Annotated in this window: 14 protein-coding genes and 1 pseudogene; 10 read left to right on the top strand and 5 right to left on the bottom strand. The window is 45.9% G+C overall.

What is annotated here, in order from left to right; translation table 11 throughout:
* Positions 1-66 precede the first annotated feature (66 nt).
* Both W234_RS0105555 and W234_RS0105550 read left to right on the top strand, forming a co-directional pair.
* The gene (locus W234_RS0105555) at positions 67-507 is read left to right on the top strand and encodes a transposase family protein (RefSeq protein WP_025643546.1); all 441 of its coding nucleotides are present in this window, start codon (positions 67-69) and stop codon (positions 505-507) included.
* Positions 508-515: 8 nt separating this feature from the next.
* A pseudogene (locus W234_RS0105550) lies at positions 516-899 on the top strand (transposase family protein); the annotation flags it as partial.
* Positions 900-1,010: 111 nt separating this feature from the next.
* Here W234_RS0105550 and W234_RS0105545 read toward each other — a convergent pair.
* Positions 1,011-1,214 (bottom strand): CsbD family protein, encoded by a 204-nt coding sequence (locus W234_RS0105545; protein ID WP_025645532.1) that lies wholly within the window; start codon positions 1,212-1,214, stop codon positions 1,011-1,013.
* 582 nt (positions 1,215-1,796) lie between these two features.
* Between W234_RS0105545 and W234_RS0105540 the strand changes: the two genes are divergently transcribed.
* Entirely contained in the window at positions 1,797-2,585 is a 789-nt protein-coding gene (locus W234_RS0105540; RefSeq protein ID WP_156923957.1) for a TetR/AcrR family transcriptional regulator, read from the top strand.
* A 141-nt stretch (positions 2,586-2,726) separates the two neighbouring features.
* The gene (locus W234_RS0105535) at positions 2,727-4,940 is read left to right on the top strand and encodes a molybdopterin oxidoreductase family protein (protein WP_025645528.1); all 2,214 of its coding nucleotides are present in this window, start codon (positions 2,727-2,729) and stop codon (positions 4,938-4,940) included.
* Positions 4,941-5,087: 147 nt separating this feature from the next.
* Here the strand turns inward: W234_RS0105535 and W234_RS0105530 are convergent, their stop codons facing one another.
* The gene (locus tag W234_RS0105530) at positions 5,088-6,413 is read right to left on the bottom strand and encodes a D-amino acid dehydrogenase (RefSeq protein WP_025645526.1); all 1,326 of its coding nucleotides are present in this window, start codon (positions 6,411-6,413) and stop codon (positions 5,088-5,090) included.
* Between the two features lie 136 nt (positions 6,414-6,549).
* The gene (locus tag W234_RS0105525) at positions 6,550-7,314 is read right to left on the bottom strand and encodes a YgfZ/GcvT domain-containing protein (protein ID WP_051397447.1); all 765 of its coding nucleotides are present in this window, start codon (positions 7,312-7,314) and stop codon (positions 6,550-6,552) included.
* Positions 7,315-7,599: 285 nt separating this feature from the next.
* On the opposite strand from W234_RS0105525, the gene W234_RS0105520 reads away from it, so the two are divergent.
* Positions 7,600-7,956, top strand: a complete 357-nt coding sequence (locus tag W234_RS0105520; protein ID WP_025645522.1) for a zinc ribbon domain-containing protein YjdM — start codon at positions 7,600-7,602, stop codon at positions 7,954-7,956.
* A gap of 25 nt (positions 7,957-7,981) precedes the next feature.
* On the opposite strand, the gene W234_RS14500 is transcribed toward W234_RS0105520, so the two are convergent.
* Positions 7,982-8,134 carry a hypothetical protein gene (locus W234_RS14500; RefSeq protein ID WP_156923956.1) on the bottom strand — a complete coding sequence of 51 codons (153 nt, stop codon included), beginning with the start codon at positions 8,132-8,134 and terminating at the stop codon, positions 7,982-7,984.
* 192 nt (positions 8,135-8,326) lie between these two features.
* On the opposite strand from W234_RS14500, the gene hemL reads away from it, so the two are divergent.
* Positions 8,327-9,628 carry a glutamate-1-semialdehyde 2,1-aminomutase gene (gene hemL / locus W234_RS0105510; protein WP_025645520.1) on the top strand — a complete coding sequence of 434 codons (1,302 nt, stop codon included), beginning with the start codon at positions 8,327-8,329 and terminating at the stop codon, positions 9,626-9,628.
* 87 nt (positions 9,629-9,715) lie between these two features.
* Here hemL and W234_RS13705 read toward each other — a convergent pair whose 3' ends face one another.
* Positions 9,716-10,054 (bottom strand): Mpo1-like protein, encoded by a 339-nt coding sequence (locus tag W234_RS13705; protein WP_051397448.1) that lies wholly within the window; start codon positions 10,052-10,054, stop codon positions 9,716-9,718.
* A gap of 465 nt (positions 10,055-10,519) precedes the next feature.
* Here W234_RS13705 and ppx point away from each other — a divergent pair, with 465 nt between their 5' ends.
* The 4 genes from ppx (at position 10,520) to proC (ending at position 16,213) form a co-directional block, all read left to right on the top strand.
* Positions 10,520-12,046, top strand: a complete 1,527-nt coding sequence (gene ppx, locus W234_RS0105500) for an exopolyphosphatase (protein WP_025645515.1) — start codon at positions 10,520-10,522, stop codon at positions 12,044-12,046.
* Positions 12,047-12,312: 266 nt separating this feature from the next.
* Positions 12,313-13,116, top strand: a complete 804-nt coding sequence (locus W234_RS0105495) for an acetyl-CoA carboxylase carboxyltransferase subunit alpha (RefSeq protein ID WP_025645513.1) — start codon at positions 12,313-12,315, stop codon at positions 13,114-13,116.
* Between the two features lie 536 nt (positions 13,117-13,652).
* Positions 13,653-15,236 carry a tRNA lysidine(34) synthetase TilS gene (gene tilS, locus W234_RS0105490; RefSeq protein WP_025645511.1) on the top strand — a complete coding sequence of 528 codons (1,584 nt, stop codon included), beginning with the start codon at positions 13,653-13,655 and terminating at the stop codon, positions 15,234-15,236.
* Positions 15,237-15,364: 128 nt separating this feature from the next.
* Entirely contained in the window at positions 15,365-16,213 is an 849-nt protein-coding gene (proC, locus tag W234_RS0105485) for a pyrroline-5-carboxylate reductase (RefSeq protein ID WP_025645508.1), read from the top strand.
* Positions 16,214-16,250: the final 37 nt, after the last annotated feature.

Genomic DNA, 16,250 nt, shown 5'->3' with positions numbered 1-16,250 from the left:
TAGACCTCTTGCAAAAGTAGCAGAGGGAATTAAAATAAGAAGAACATTCATCGTTGTCTAAGAACCATGCCAAACATAGATAAGCTACTCAAACAAAGTGACGCTGGTTTTAAACGCTACACTGGCATTCATAAAGCCACCTTTTATGACATGCTTGATGCCATGCAAGAGCATGAAGCATCTAAGACCAAATCAGGTAGACCAAGTGTGCTCAGTCTTAAGGAGCAGATACTACTAGCCCTGACTTATTGGCGTGAATACCGCACGCTTTATCATATCAGTATGGACTTTGGTATTCATGAGTCTTCTGCTAGCCGTATCATTCGTAAAGTAGAAGACACACTGATTGACTCTGGCAAGTTTGAATTACCTAAAAAGCTGCCTAGTCGTGTCGATGACGACATCAATTGGTCAGTCGTCATTGTTGATGCTACCGAAACCCCTATTGAGCGTCCAAAAAAAACCAAAGAGACTACTACAGCGGTAAGAAAAAACAACACACCTTAAAAGCGCAGGTTATCGTTCATTGGCAAACTGGTTTGATACTTGATGTGCAAACCTGTAAAGGGTCAATCCACGATTTTAAGCTGTATAAAGATACTTGTCCTGACTGGTTACCTTGTGACGCCAAGCTACTAGCCGATAGTGGTTATCAAGGGTTAGCAAAGTTACATGAGCAAACTTTCACGCCATTTAAGAAACCTCGTGGTGGTCAGTTATTAGAGATATGCAAACAGGCCAATCACTATCTGGCAAAGTTCCGTATTGTGGTTGAGCACAAAATAGGCTTAATCAAGTTGTTTAAAATCGTGGCTCATAAATATCGCAACCGTCGTCAGCGCTATGATCTTAGAATGAAGCTGTTTGCTGGTATCATTAATTCCGAGCTTAAATTATGACTTTTGCAAGAGGTCTAATGAGCAATGAGAGTTAACACCGACATACTAAAAACCGTATCGACCATCAGCCAATACGGTAAAGATAAAAATATCTATTCTATCTTGCAACTATTAATAGTTGTTTTCACGGCGCCAGTTGTCCACGTCACGCTCGGCATCCTCTTTGCTATGGCCATAACGTTCTTGTACACGGCCGACTAGCTTATCACGGCTACCTTCGATTTGGTCGAGGTCATCATTGGTCAACTCGCCCCATTTTTGTTTTACTGAACCTTTCATTTGGTTCCATTCGCCTTTTAGAGTATGTTCATTCATAGTGATTATCCTTGTACTAGCGGCTCATTCAGTAAAATAAAAGTCCTTCTATTTACCTATTTTTATAATATAGCCGATTAATGAGTTTATATTCTCTAGCATTCAATAGATCGCTATTAAGCGATGCATCAATAACTAGTGATTCTTACTATATAAATTATGACTCGCGCTGTCTGTATTAACGGTGTTTTTAGTGTTACTCAACAATAATAAAGGCCGCAAATTTATTATGAGTATGTAACCTTTGTAAGAGTAAGCAAAATTAAAAGTAACCGTACGGCTGTTCTATTTGTTGACTATGATATTTAGTACTCGTAAGTTCTAGTACTTTAAAAAGCGTCTTAATATACAACTTCTTATTCTGCAAAATAATCTCGTTAGACGGTTATTCTTTCTAGTTAGACGGTTATTCTTTCTAGATCGTCATGATTTCTCTCTAACAGCTTCACTCAAGGCACTGCTAGCTTATCTTAGTAATCTGTTATTCATGATAATTAAATTATAGACAGCCCGTGCAAATGACTATAACCTTATAGTCTAAACATAAGCATAAAGTGGTTTAATAAAAGGCTAAGCGTGAAAGTGACACAAATAATCGATGATATAGGTGATAAAAAAGACGGGTTTGCAAAAGCGAGCACTGCATCACCACGCAAGCTTGCCAAGGCACAAACGCGTAACGCGATAATGAAAAGCGCTTTGCGTCTATATAGCAGTGAAGGCAGCGCAGGCATGAGTATGAATAAAGTCGCCAAAGGCGCAGGGATTGCGCAGCCAAGTTTTTATAATCATTTTGCAAGCTTAGATGAGCTGCAACAGCAGCTAAGCGCACGGCTAAAGGATAATTATCTCTCGCCCATGCGCGCCGCTTGGATAAAAATGATTAAAGACTATGCTTGGCTCAGTGAGACTCAGTTCAACCAGCGCTGTGAGCAATGTCTTAACCACATCTTTGATGCCGCCTTTATTAATATCGACTTATTTCAGCGCTTAAACGAGGATCGTCTGCGCTGTGGCCCCACTACAAAACTCAGTACAAAACCCAGCTTAGAACTCAGTATAGAACTCAGTACAAAACCCAGTATAGAACTCAGTACAGAAAATCAGCTGTCTACAAGCAGCGGTTTGAGTCATTTAATCAATGAGATACAACAAGAGTGGACGCAGATATTTGTCGAAGGTCTGACGTTATCTGACTGTGATTTTGAGGCTTCTGAAGTGAATTTGTGTGTCGATATTGCCTCAGCGCAAGTCCATGAGCTGATACTAGGCTGTCACCAGCAGCGCTATACTCGAGGTCAAGCCATCACCATCTTATGTCAAAACTTAAATGCTTTATTCATCCGTTTTTGGCAAAAACACAGCGTTTAAAGATAGCGTTTAAAGATAGCGTTTAAAAAACAAAGTTTAAGGCTGGATGTAAAACCTAAGCTCGTATCTAGCAATATTTTAACCCAGTACATTCTAGCGGTCTTACACTGGAATAAGAGTCAACGACAAGGAAGTTAAACTATGATTAAAAGTATCCGTGAAAATAAAAGCAAAGACGCAAGTACAGCAGGTGAACAAACTCACTTTAGAACCTGCAACTTGTGTGAAGCGATGTGCGGTATCGTCGTCAAGCATGATGGCGAAAAGGTGCTGTCTATCAAGGGCGATAAGGACGATCCATTCTCCAAAGGCTATATCTGCCCAAAAGCCACCGCTTTGCAAGATTTGCACGAAGATCCTGATCGCCTGCGCCATCCTGTCGAGCGCACCGCTGATGGCTGGAAAAAGATCAGTTGGGATGAGGCGTTAGACAAAGTCGCGGCCGGCATACAGTCCATACAAAAAAAGTATGGCAACAACGCTTTTGGCGTCTATCTAGGTAACCCTAACGTGCACAACTTAGGCGGTATGCTCACCATTAAGCATCTATTGGGCAGCATCAAGACTCGCACTCGCTTCTCAGCCACTTCTATCGATCAGCTGCCGCATCACATTATTAGCCTGCATCTGTTCGGTCACATGCTGCGTATCCCTGTGCCTGATGTCAATCGTACTCAGCACATGCTGATCATCGGTGGCAATCCGCTAGCCTCTAACGGCAGTATCATGACCGCCGCGAACATGCGCCAAAAGCTAAAAGATATCAAAGCTCGCGATGGCAAAGTAGTGGTCATCGATCCAAGACGTACCGAGACGGCTGATATCGCCAGCGAGCATCACTTTATCCGTCCGGCGACTGATGTGTTACTGCTCCTTGCGATGCTCAATGAGATTTATGCGCAAGGCTACGCCAAAAAGGCACGTGTCAATAATAGAGCCGCTGACCTCGCTCCGGAGATTGAGCGCATGGCAGACTTCGCTAAAGGTTATAGCGCAGAATCCGTCGCGCCGATTACTGGCATCGCCGCTGATGAAATTAAGCGGTTGGTCAAAGAGTTTTGTGAGGCTGAAAGCTCAGTGTGCTATAGCCGTATGGGCGTCTCGGTGCAAGAGTTTGGCTTATTAAGTCAATATATAGTGATGATTATCAATATCGTCACAGGGCGCTTGGATGAGGTCGGCGGCCTGATGTTCCCAAACCCTGCCGTCAACGTAGTGCAAAACACGGGTCCTGGCTATTTGGGTAAACGTCACAGCCGCGTCAGTAATCTACCTGACTTCAACGGTGAGTATCCGGTAGCAGCGATGGCAGATGAGATGTTAGTCGAGGGCGAAGGGCAGCTCAAAGGCTTTTTGTGTGTGGCGGGTAATCCGGTGCTCAGTACACCCAATGGCGAAAAGCTAGATCAAGCGTTTGAGAGTTTGGAGTTTATGGTATGCTTTGACTATTATGTGACGGAGACCAGCCGCCACGCCAATATCATCTTACCGCCAGTCTCAGCGCTTGAGCGCGATCATTATGATGTCACCTTTAATGGCTTTGCTACCCACAACGTGGCTAAATACTCGCCTGTGCTATTTACTAAGCCCAAAGACGCTAAGCATGATTGGCAAATCTATATAGAGCTAGCTGAGCGTTTGGATAAGAATGCGCCTTTACCCCTCAAAGCTGAGCGCAAACTGATCCAAAAGCTGGGGCCAGAGTTTATACTTGACCAAGGCCTAAAGCGTGGTCCTTATTATGGAATGAGTCTGAAAAAGCTCAAAAAATACCCTCACGGCATGGATTTAGGGCCACTAAAGCCGATGCTGCCAGAAGCCATCAAGCATAAAGATCAGCAAATCAATCTCAATGTTGATTTTTATCAAGCCGATCTTGCGCGGGTGGAGGAGATGATGGCAAGCTATGATGAGAGCCAGATCTTACTCATTGGGCGTCGTCATGTGCGCAGTAATAACTCTTGGCTACATAACAGTCATCGTCTCACCAAAGGTAAGTCGCGCTGTACACTGATGTTGCACCCTGATACTGCAAAGGCTCATAACATCGAAGACGGTCAAGCGGTCAAAGTCACCTCGCGTGTCGGTGAGGTCACTATCAACGCTGAGGTCACCGATGAGCTGATGCCAGGTGTGGTAAGTATTCCGCATGGCTTCGGTCACGGCCGTAAAGGCGTCAAACAAAAAATTGCTCAGGCGAATGCAGGTGTCAGTGTCAATGATTTGACCGATGATACGCTTATCGATGAGCTAAGCGGTAATGCAGCAGTCAATGGCGTGCCGGTCACTCTGCAAGCGGTTGCGTTTGCCAGAGAGGATAATGAGGCGACAGTTAATGATAAAGTCGTGGCTTAAGAGGTATGTAGCACGCTACTCCTGTTAAACGCTACTCCTATTAAATGACAAACTGGCACTAAATCAAAAAAAGACGCTTATTTTAAATAGGCGTCTTTTTTATTTGTGTTGTTCTGGCATTTTTAACTTAGCACTTGCAGAATACGATTACTTATCGATGCCCACAAAATCAAACTGCACCTTTGGCATCTCATTCTGTATCAGCAGGCTAATGGCTTTAGCCGAGCCGCAAGCGTGTGTCCAGCCTAAAGTCCCGTGTCCGGTGTTCAGCCATAAATTATCAAAGGTTGCCGCGCTATTTTGACTACCGTGACGGACTTGACCTAAGTGCGCGCGGCCTATTAGCGGTACATTCGATGGCGTCATAGGCCGCAGTCCTGTCCAGTACTTAGCCGAACTAGCGATAATGCCTTTTGGAAAAATCTGCTGTACGCGCTCAGTAATGGCTTTGCAGCGAGTCATATTCAGATCCATGTTATAGCCATTAAACTCAGCGGTACCAGCCACGCGTAGCTTATCGCCAAGTCGCGACATCACTAGCTTGTACTCATCATCGATCAGGCTAACAAAAGGCGCTAAATGCGGCGCGCGCGGATTGACGCGGTAAGTGGCAGAATAACCTTTGGCCGGAAATATCGGCAGATCAATATTTAAAGGTTTGGTTAAAGGCACACTATAACTACCTAGTGCGATCACGAAGCTATCGGCGCTAAAAGTCTGCGCGTTCTGGCCGGCAGGACGAATAGTAATACTATGCACATGAGGACGAGGCGAGTGCGCATTGGTATTCAAAGCCACAATATCAGTATCGTATAGAAAGCTGACGCCTGCTTGCTTACACTTGGCCGCTAATCGCTGAGTAAATAGATGGGCATTACCAGACTCATCACGGCTAGTATAAGTTGCGCCAATGAGCTTGTGCGCGATAGGGTATAGCGCAGGCTCTAGGCTTGCAGCAGTATTGACATCGATAAAATGACGCTCGCAGCCAAGCTCTTGCATACGTTCGGTCGGTGCAACGGCGGCATCGAACTCTGCTTGGCTCGTATAAAAGTGCATGATACCGCGTGTTTGCTGCTCGTATTCGATATCGATGCTACGTCTGAGTTGCTGTAGCGCTGCGCGTGAATAAAGCCCTAGATGGAGCATTTGCACTAGATTGGCATCGGCGCGATCCGCGCGGCACTCCTTTAAGAACTGCATCGCCCATTTTAGCTGCGCTTTATCCGCACGCAGACGATAAAGAAGTGGCGCATCTTCACGAAACAACCATTTGAGTGCCTTGATTGGCGTTTTAGGGTTAGCCCAAGGGGTGGCGTGAGAAACTGAGATTTGCCCGCCATTGGCAAATGACGTCTGCATCCCAGCGGCCGACTCGCGCTCAATAACGGTAACTTGATAGCCCGCCTTTTGTAAATACCAAGCAGTTGTCACGCCTACTACGCCTGCTCCGAGTACCGCAATATGGCTCATAAGTAAAAAGTCTCTAGTCGACTGTCGTCAGAGTATATCAGAGTATAAAAGTATAGTAGTCACTAAAAATAAGGCGCGACGTTTTATAGCAGATCGACTGTAAGTCGGGTCTATTGAAAGCCGGCTACAAAGTCAGCTACTGCGGACGCGCCACATCAGCCTGCAAGGCAGCTGGCAGATCCAAAATAGTCATCTCACTATCTGCTAACTGCTCTGGACGCGCAACGACCAAAGCTTCAAAACCATTATCGCCTGCCGCTATCGCATTAACGACTTGTATCTTACCCAGCTTTTCACCTGCTGCTGGCGTATCGCCTGTACCTTTTACATAATGCAGAAAAGCTTTTGGCGCTGCTTTAAAGTAAATACGCGCGATAACTTCTTGACCCAAATAGCAGCCTTTATCATAGTCCATACCGCCGCGCTGATGTAGGCGCAGCTCTTGGGGTTGGAATTGACCTTGCGTCGCCGCTACTATCCAGTAGTTACCTGTAGCGATGCTGGTCTGCATCCAAGCTTGCGTCTCCTCGGCAGTATTATGCTCGTCTTTATGACTAAAGGTAGGCTCATCCGCCACTATGCAAGGATAAATCGGCGTTGGTGCACTGGTCTCAAATTTAGAAAAAGCACCAAACTTATTGAGATGAGTTTGCAAGGCTTCAGCGCAGTCGCTACTTAGAACGACATCAAACTGATTTTCGTCCTGTTTTTTTATCCAAAGCCCGAACTCTATACGTCCTTTTAAATTACTCAGTGCGGTCGGCTGGAAGCTTAGCCCAAGCTTAGTCACATCAGAGGTAATCTGGCCTTGCAAAAACTTTTCTGCATCTTCACCTTGCAGGGTCAGTTGGACAAAGGCGGGCAGCTGATTTTGATCAGATATGGACGTTGCGTCACTCATTGGTATTCCTATTATAGTTTTTGATTGATGAGGTTTGAATTATTCTAATGAACAGCTAAAAGGTCTCAGCAGAGTAGCATAAAACTGAGCGCAAAAAACATCATGATTATCTTTTACATTGGGTGTTATTAGTGATTTTCAAGCCAAAGCAATACAGGCGCTCATTGGTCAAAGATAGCGACTTACGCTACAATGAGCAATACAGAGATGGTTTTATACTTTATTGATAATACGCCCAGTATAGTGGCGGTCATATCGCCAATAATAATGACTAATGAGACAACTATGAGCTTACCCAATTGCCCCAAATGTGATGCAGATTATACCTACGAAGATGGCGCGCTACTGGTGTGCCCGATGTGCGCTCATGAGTGGACAGCCGCCGAAGCGGATGCGGCTCAGAATCAAGCTGAGGAAGACAGCATCGTACGTGACGCTGTCGGTAATGAGCTGCAAGATGGTGATGCGGTAACGGTCATTCGTGATTTAAAAGTCAAAGGCGCGTCAACCTCCATTAAAGTCGGCACAAAAGTCAAAAGTATTCGCTTGCTTGATGATCCGGTAGATGGTCACGATATTGACTGTAAAGTGGATGGCTTTGGGCAAATGAAGCTCAAATCGTCAGTGGTGAAAAAAGCTTAAGGCGAATATAAAGTCAGCTAGCCGGTTACTTTCCCAAGCTCACTAGTCGCGAGTTAATTGAGTCTCTAGTGCGCCCATGCTCTGTCATTAGTACGCTGATAGAGCTGCCGTTATCGAAAGATTTGGCTAACTGCTGATCCTCATCATCGCTCCAAGGCGTTCCGGCATTGGCAGACATAGCGCCCAACCCATTATCGATTTATGTTTACATTTATTTATACTTCCTGTTAGCGAGTCTGATAGGAAATAAATTATCTAAAACCTTTTATCTAAAATCTTTTCGTTCGACTGTTTTAAGTAAGCCAAAACCAAGCAAGACTAAAAATAAACTTCAATACAATAATAGAGACTAATTATGAGTACTAAAATTATGAGTACTAAAAACGAACAACTCTTTGCCCAAGCCCGCAAGCACATTCCAGGCGGCGTCAACTCGCCGGTTCGCGCTTTTGCTGGGGTGGGCGGTACGCCAGTGTTTATGCACAAGGCCTCTGGCAGCAAGATTTATGACACTGAAGATAACGCTTATATCGATTATATTGGCTCATGGGGGCCAATGATTTTAGGGCATGCGCATCCTAAAGTGATTGACGCGGTCAAAAAAGCCGCCGATGATGGGCTAAGCTTTGGGACGCCAACTCCGTTTGAGACGACGGTTGCTGATAAAATCTGCGAGATCGTGCCAAGTGTTGAGATGGTACGTATGACCAGCTCTGGTACTGAGGCGACGATGAGCGCTATTCGCCTAGCACGCGGCTATACGGGCCGTGACAATATCGTTAAGTTCGAGGGCTGCTATCACGGCCACTCTGATAGCTTATTGGTCAAGGCCGGCTCTGGTATGCTCGATATCGGTGAGCCAACCTCAAAGGGCGTACCTGCTGACTTTGCTAAGCACACGATTACTTTGCCTTATAATGATCCACAAGCGATCAAAGCCTGCTTTGAGAAGTGGGGCGACACTATTGCATGCGTTATCGTGGAGCCGATCGCAGGCAATATGAATATGGTCATCCCTGAGCAAGCCTTCCACGATACTCTACGCCAAGAGTGCACGGCTCATGGCGCGGTGCTGATCTTTGATGAAGTCATGACCGGCTTTCGCGTTGGTCTTGGCGGTGCGCAAGGGCACTTTAACATTCAGCCTGATTTGACATGCTTTGGTAAAATCATTGGTGCAGGCTTGCCTGTTGGCGCTTTTGGCGGTAAGCGTGAGATTATGGAATGTATCGCGCCGATGGGCGGTGTCTATCAAGCGGGTACGTTATCAGGTAATCCGCTAGCGATGCGCGCGGGTATCGCTATGTTTGAAGATTTGACGGTTGCTGGATTTTATGATGAGCTCGCGGCTAAAGTTGATAAGCTAGTCGATGGTATTCAAGCGGCAGCTGATAAGCACGGTATACACTTGCGTACTAACAAGCTAGGCGGCATGTTCGGTATTTTCTTTGTTAAAGACAGTCAGACCCCAACGCCGCACAATTTTGATGATGTGACCGCTTGCGATATGGATAAATTCAATACTTTCTTCCACGGTATGCTCGATCGCGGTATCTACTTAGCGCCTTCTGCGTATGAAGCAGGGTTTATGTCGATTAAGCATAGCAGCGATGATTTGGATAAATCGATACAGGCGGCCGATGAGATCTTTGCAGAGATAGCAAAGGCCTAAACGCAATATCTTAAAGCTAAGAAAAAGCCAACATCGTCAAAAGTGTTGGCTTTTTTTATGTCTCATATATGATGCTAACTGCAGTAGCTACTTTGCGCGTTTATCGTACTTAATATCCCTTAAACTTAGATTGCCGCGCAAGACGTCAGTATACATACGAAAATCGCTGACAAAGCTTTTTAGCGGAAACTTAAAAGAGGCCGGTTTGTTTTTTTCAAAGAAAAAATGACCGACCCAAGCGCAGCCGTAGCCTGCAGCAATACCTTTGAGTAAAGGTTTGGGCGAGCGGGTTTGGATAGACTTTGCTAGCCCTAATAGACCAAAACTACTACCTGCAAAGTGCAGACGGCGACAGGCCATGTTTTGATGCTCTTCTAAATAAAAGTCATAGAAGTTTTGTTGCGCCTTTTGCTTAGTTTCTGTCATTTCTTGACGATTTTGATTAGCTAGATGCTGATCAGTGCGAGCGGCGTTACTATCATGAGTAGTTTGCGCAGTAGTAGTTTGGGTATCGTTTTGGGTATTATGTCGAATAGTCATAGTAGCTTCCTTTGCTAAAATTATCTGAACTACAATCTTGATTTGGGCTTTATTTAATAGCCTATAAACATGAGTAGTTGTGCTTAAGTCCTTGTTTTATAAAAAATATTACTAAGTTTTAATGTAGCAAGCTGTGCTCCGCAATACTAGCATCACGGATTACTTAAAAGTCAGTTTTACACAACCTTTCGGTAAAGGCTCACGTTGTTTGCTAGGATTTGGCATAAATGCTTTAATAAGCACTTTTACTGATAGCGCTATTTAGCGTTTGCTAATCTTTATGATGCTAACTTAATATTAGCACTTATCTCAAACTTTTTATTTCATCCACAGTTACGGTAACGCCACTTTATGCCCACTAATTACCTTGAAAACCCGCCCCTTGCCGAAAACGAGCTTATGGCAGCGATAGATATCGGTTCCAATAGTTTTCACTTAGCTATTGGCCGGCTCGATCATGGCGAGGTACGTAAAGTCGTCTCTATGTCTGAAAAAGTGCAGCTGGCAGCGGGACTCGATGAGCATAACATCCTCAGCGCCGAAGCGGTGCGCCGAGGACTTGATTGTCTGAGCCGTTTTACCGCGCGCTTAGACTCGGTATCGCCAGAGCGAGTGCGTATTGTCGCGACCAACGCTCTGCGCCAAGCCAAAAATGCCGATGACTTCATTGCTCGCGCCAATGAGATTTTGCCCAATCCCATTGAGATTATCGCCGGACGTGAAGAGGCGCGGCTGATTCATTTAGGCGTGTCGCACACTAATGCTAGTAGCGATAAACGCTTAGTGATAGATATTGGCGGCGGCTCGACTGAATTTATTATCGGTACAGGGTTTGAGCCGTTATTGACAGAGAGTTTGCAGATGGGCTGTGTGGCCTTTACCAAAAAATTCTTCGCTGATGGACAAATCACGGATAAAGCTTTTACGACTGCTATCGCAGCGGCGCGCAAGGAAGTGCTCGCTATCAGCGGTCAATACCAAAAGGCAGGATGGACGAGCGTTATCGGCTCAAGTGGTACCATCAAGGCGGTGCGTAATGTCTTAGTGTCCAAAGGCTGGGCCAATGAGCAAGAGTGCATCACTTACGAAGGGGTCAAAAAATTAGAAAAACTACTGATCTCTATTGGCGATGTCAAAGATATTGAGCTTGAGGGCGTTAAAGAGCACCGAAAAGCGGTGTTTCCAGCTGGGGTCGCGGTACTGCGAGCCTTAATGAAAGTGCTCGGCATAGAGACTCTGGCATACTCTGATGGGGCGCTGCGTGAGGGCGTCATGTACGATATGCTCGGCCGCTTTGCAAGCGAAGATGTGCGTGACCGTAGCGTACTGGCCTTGATTAAGCGCTATTCAGTGGACAAGAAACAAGCCCGGCAAGTGGTCAGAACCAGTCGTCATCTCTTCAGGCAAGTGCAAGATGACTTGCAGCTCAGCAATGATGACGGTGATCTGCTAAGACGTGCGGCCTACTTACATGAGATAGGACTGGCGATTAGTCATAGCAACTATCATCGCCACAGTGCCTATCTGTTGGGGAACTCTGACATTCCGGGTTTCTCACAGGTCGATCAAAAACGGATGGCGCAGCTGGTGCTCAGTCATAGACGTAAGCTAAAAAGTGATATGCTTGAGCAGACTTGCCAACTTGGCGGCGAGCAGCTGCTGTATTTGTGTTTGCTCTTGAGGCTTGCTGTCTCTGCGCATCATAGCCGCAGCGAGTATGAGCTACCTTTGATGGAGCTGGTCATTCTAGATGATACACATTGGCAGATCACTGTGAGCACTGATAAAAAGCATTATGCCTTTTTGTACTCTGATCTTCATGCTGATATCGAGCAGTTCGCAAAATGGGGTATTGAGCTGAGCGTGATCGAAAACTAATTTTATCTAAAAAGCAAAGATACAGTCAGTTCGAAATAAAAGTGTTATAAATTTAGAGACGCTACTGGTATAAATTTTACTTGCGTGCTGCGTTCCTTCGATGCTGCGCAACTTATGTTTTAAAAAGAGCATCCCAGCAGCGCTACACTATTTTTAGAGCGAATCGACTATATCGACACTGCCATAACGCTCAAGGTGTGCTACTATAGTTTAATTGAGTTTACACTTGTACTGATATTTTTTATAAAACCCATAAGGATAAGTCTATGAGTACTGTTTGGGACAGCGTACAGCTGGCACGACACGCAAAACGTCCACTGTTTATGGACTATGTCAATCAGCTATTTACAGAGTTTGATGAGCTGCATGGTGACCGCGCTTTTGCCGATGACAAAGCGATTTTGGGCGGTTTGGCCCGTTTTAATGGTCAGCCTGTGATGGTCATCGGTCAGCACCGGGGCCGTAGTACCCGCGAGCGCATTGCTCATAACTTCGGTATGGCCAATCCTGAGGGTTATCGCAAGATGATTCGGTTGGCAAAGATGGCTGAGCGCTTTAACATTCCGCTTATGAGCTTTGTCGATACCCAAGGCGCGTACCCTGGTATCGGCGCTGAGGAGCGCGGCCAAGCGCAAGCGATCGCTGAGAGTATCGCTGTGTTTACTAGCCTCAAAGCACCTATCATCGTCACTATTATAGGCGAGGGTGGTTCAGGCGGGGCACTAGCGATTGGGGTTGGCGATAGAGTCAATATGCTACAAAACAGTATCTATTCAGTCATCTCTCCTGAAGGCTGTGCTTCTATTCTTTGGAAAACCGCTGAAAAAGCGCAAGATGCCAGCGAAGCCTTAAAACTAAACGCCGTTAATCTTTACCAAATGGGCTTGATTGATGCTGTCATCGATGAAGGCGAGGGCGCGCATGTGCAGCCGCAGCCGGTAATGGAGGCGTTAAAGACGTTGTTAGAAGAGCAACTGGCTGAGATAGTTGATATGGATGCTGATGAGCGCTGTGAGCAGCGTTATCAAAAGCTAAAATCATTTGATTCAGAAGTGATGTTGCCTGGCTAGTTTTGTTCTAAAAGGCTTTGATGAGCAGTGCGCTTTTAGCTTAATAAACTGACTTAATGCGAGGGCGTGTTGAACATTCGACCATGGCACTGACAGAGACTATTTTTTAGGCGATTTGCAGATAAAAATGGTAAGTTTAGTCGTTCTAAGCGTCTATTTTTATCAATAAAGCGGCAAAAAATAGTCCTGTCCCTGTTGTTGTCGTGAAGGCTGATGCTAAAATCGCCCTAGTCGTTGTGAAAATCTAGCCAATGCAATAAGCATTACCTGCAATTTTAACGACGACTAGAACTATTTTAGCGATCAGCAGTGCGCATTTGTGAATGTTCAACACGCCATAAACTAAAACGTACTAATTATTAGTGCGTTTTTTTTGCTGCCTGATTATTATAGTCAGGGCGAGTTTCAGACGATAGATATAGTCGAACCACTATTAAAGTGTTACAGCGTTAGACTCGTTTAGCCTACTACTGTAGTACTTGCACTCGTCTGCCTTGTACCACTTTTAATATTGATTGACTATAGTAAGAATAACTATGACTAATAGCGCTATTAAGCCTTATCCAATCAAACCTATAGCCGACTTAGCTATCGATGCGCAGTTGGCAGCGGCAGTGTTAAGGAGTCTAGCGGATTATCATCATCAGCTACTGGGCCGGCGAATTTGGCTCGCGTGTAGCGGTGGCCGCGATTCTTTGGCCCTAGCTGCGCTATGTGTACAGCTTTATCAGCAAGACAGGCTGCCTTTTTTGCCGCAGCTGTTACATGTCGATCATGGCTTGCAAGTTGATAGTTCAATTTGGGCCAGCCATGTTGCTGATTGGGCCGCCGCTCAGCAGCTTTCTTGTACTATTTTAAAGGCTCAAGTGCAAGGCCAAGATGAACAAGCCGCGCGGCAAGCTCGCTATCGCGTCATGCGAGAGTATATCAATCAAGGTGACGTGTTAATGCTCGCGCATCATGCTGATGACCAAGCGGAGACCGTACTGATGCGCCTGATTCAAGGCGCAGGGATTAAAGGTCTAGCTGCCATGCAGCCTTGGCGCGAGCACCTACATCAACATCAAAGCCGGCAAGGCCAGCATTATGCACTATGGCGGCCTTGGCTGACGGTGACGCGCGCTGCGATTAGCGATTATGCTAAGCAGCTGCAGCTGCCTTATATCGACGATCCGACCAACGCGAGCGGTGATAATGTGCGTAGCGGTTTACGCCGTGATATTATGCCCAAACTTGTTAGTTATAATGCGAATGTCATAGGCAACGTTGCTCGTAGCGCGCAACTGCTTAGTGAAGCGCAAGCGATAGTAGAGGCGCAAGCTGAGCAAGATCTGCAGACGACAGCTATTAAGTCGCTTGAGTTTGCTAGCGCTCAGCGGGTATTAGCTATCGATAAGCTGCATGACTTATCGACGCCAAGACAAAAGCAGCTACTGTACTATTGGCTAGCGCAAGATGAGCCGCTACCGCCGAGCAAGCAGTTAATCGATGATGTCTATGCGCTTACTCAGCGGCAAGATAACGATCATCAAACCGAGCTTGACTGGCACGCACACTTGCAACACTACCGCATCTATCGCTTTCGTCAGCAGCTGTATCGTTTAAGCCGCGACTTTGTCGATTGGCTGGCATCAGCGACGCTTGAGCACCGCTATGATTTGTCAAAAAGTTTAGCTGTTGATATTCGTAAAAGTAGAGATACAGGCTATCTTTGGCAGCTACAAATTGATCTGACTAAAGCGGATATTAGGGCGGATAGGGAGCTATACCAAGAGCTTATAGATAATGAAACCAGTCTTAAGATAACGCCATTAGATCGACTGCGTAAAGTACAAACCACGACAATGGGCCGAGCACAAGCGGGTAAGAAGCTCTATCAAACGCTGGCCATTCCTGTATGGCTGCGCAGTAGCTTAGTGGTGGTCAGTGCAGTTGTAACAGATACGGATATGAGCAATGAGAATAGTGCTGATACAAAAGTAGAGGTGCCATTGCTGCTTTTGTCACCGTTTCAGAGCTGGACGTTAAAAAGCGATTTATCTTCTAACAACCTTGCCGATACATTAACTTTGTTAAGCGAAGCTTGTGTTAATGCTTTGCAAAAAGTGCGCAAACCCTAAGCCTGCGAATTTATCAAACGACAATAATGGCAGTATGCTAAACTAGACCCCATTTTAGCGCTATCACTTTGAATACTTTTGACTATTTCTAACAAAGTTATATTAGAAATTGCTATTAGGAGACTATGATGTCACAACAAAATAATAACTCAGTTCTCAATAATAAAAAAATAAGCTTTATCGGTGGCGGTAATATGGCGCAGGCGCTAATCAGTGGTCTGGTTGGCTGCGGTGTCAAGCCTGAGATGATTACTGTTGCCGACCCAAGCGCTGATATCCGTCAGCAGCTGGGCGCAAAAGGTCTTAAAACAGTCGATCCAACCGCTGATGCTACCACTGCAGTAAAAGACGCGGATCTAGTCGTCCTTGCAGTAAAGCCGCAAGTGATGAAAGCGGTCGTTAGCGGCTTCACTGATGTGCTCGATAAGCAATTGGTTATGTCAGTAGCTGCGGGTCTATCAACAGAGCTTTTAGCGAATATGCTTGGCGGCTACCAAAATATCATCCGTGCTATGCCTAATACGCCGGCGATGATACAGATGGGCGCAACCGGTCTATATGCAACTGATAGCATCAGTGAGCCGCAAAAGCAGCTGGCCACAGCGGCTATGGAGGCCTCAGGTCTGGTTATGTGGGTGGAAGATGAAGAGCATCTACATGCGGTGACAGCGGTGTCGGGTTCAGCGCCTGCTTATATGTTCTACTTCCTAGAGTCAATGATCGATCGCGGCGTGGCGCTAGGTCTAGATAACGAACAAGCCTCAAGCCTTGCTATGCAAACGATGCTAGGCGCGGCGAAGATGGCGATGGGTAGCGATGACACCCCGGCCGAGCTACGTCGCAAAGTGACTTCACCAAATGGCACTACGCAAGCGGCGATTGAGTCTATGCAAGCTGATGAGGTCGGTCGTCAGATAGGCGAGGCGATGCAAGCTTGTTATGATCGCAGTCAAGCGCTTAGCGAAGAGATGAAATAAAACCGCGCTAGTATTTTTATGTCGACACTTTGAGTAG

The sequence above is a fragment of the Psychrobacter sp. TB15 genome, assembly GCF_000511655.1.
Taxonomy (GTDB): Bacteria; Pseudomonadota; Gammaproteobacteria; order Pseudomonadales; family Moraxellaceae; genus Psychrobacter; species Psychrobacter submarinus.
The sequence above is the reverse complement of the archived record's forward strand: the minus strand, read 5'-3'. Positions and strand labels throughout refer to the sequence as shown.